This window comes from Shewanella sp. ECSMB14102, from assembly GCF_000813075.1.
Classification (GTDB): Bacteria; Pseudomonadota; Gammaproteobacteria; order Enterobacterales; family Shewanellaceae; genus Shewanella; species Shewanella indica.
The window spans coordinates 1-1238 of sequence record NZ_JWGX01000115.1 but is presented as its reverse complement, the minus strand read 5'-3'; the positions used below and the strand labels follow the sequence as shown (position 1 = coordinate 1238).

Here is a 1238-nt window from a genome sequence, read left to right as displayed (position 1 = left end):
GGGTTACCCCTTCGCCTTCAACGGCTTACAGAACGCTCCTCTACCGCATCAGCGCATCCCTCATACGACTTAAACACCCTGTTTCATCTTTCGACTCAACGTGTTGGGTGCTTGGGCGTCATTCACAAAGTGAATCACGCCAGCAAATCGCATCAGGTGATGCGCTGGTACCCGTAGCTTCGGTGAATTGCTTAGCCCCGTTACATCTTCCGCGCAGGCCGACTCGACTAGTGAGCTATTACGCTTTCTTTAAATGATGGCTGCTTCTAAGCCAACATCCTAGCTGTCTAAGCCTTCCCACATCGTTTCCCACTTAGCAATTACTTTGGGACCTTAGCTGACGGTCTGGGTTGTTTCCCTTTTGACGACGGACGTTAGCACCCGCCGTCTGTCTCCCGGATAGCACTCTTTGGTATTCGGAGTTTGCAAAGGGTTGGTAAGTCGGGATGACCCCCTAGCCTTAACAGTGCTCTACCCCCAAAGGTGTTCGTCCGAGGCGCTACCTAAATAGCTTTCGAGGAGAACCAGATATCTCCCGGTTTGATTGGCCTTTCACCCCCAGCCACAAGTCATCCGCTAATTTTTCAACATTAGTCGGTTCGGTCCTCCAGTTGATGTTACTCAACCTTCAACCTGCCCATGGCTAGATCACCGGGTTTCGGGTCTACACCTAGCAACTAAACGCGCAGTTAACACTCGGTTTCCCTACGGCTCCGCTATTCGCTTAACCTCGCTACTAAATGTAAGTCGCTGACCCATTATACAAAAGGTACGCAGTCACGGTCTCAAGAACCGCTTCCACTGCTTGTACGTATACGGTTTCAGGTTCTATTTCACTCCCCTCACAGGGGTTCTTTTCGCCTTTCCCTCACGGTACTGGTTCACTATCGGTCAGTCAGGAGTATTTAGCCTTGGAGGATGGTCCCCCCATATTCAGACAACATGTCACGTGTGCCGCCTTACTCGTTTTCATCTCTGGTTAGTTTACGTGTACGGGGCTATCACCCTGTGCCGCTGTGCTTTCCAACACATTCCACTAACACCCCAAAGACTTAAGGGCTAATCCCCGTTCGCTCGCCGCTACTTGGGGAATCTCGGTTGATTTCTTTTCCTGAGGGTACTTAGATGTTTCAGTTCCCCTCGTTCGCCTCAATACGCTATGTATTCACGTATTGATGACAGCTTATGCTGCCGGGTTTCCCCATTCGGACATCGCTGGCTCAAATGCTTGTTACTAG

General features: G+C 50.6%; 1 rRNA gene. It reads right to left on the bottom strand.

The window, feature by feature from the left end:
- Positions 1-1238, bottom strand: a 23S ribosomal RNA gene (locus tag RC73_RS20410); the annotation flags it as partial.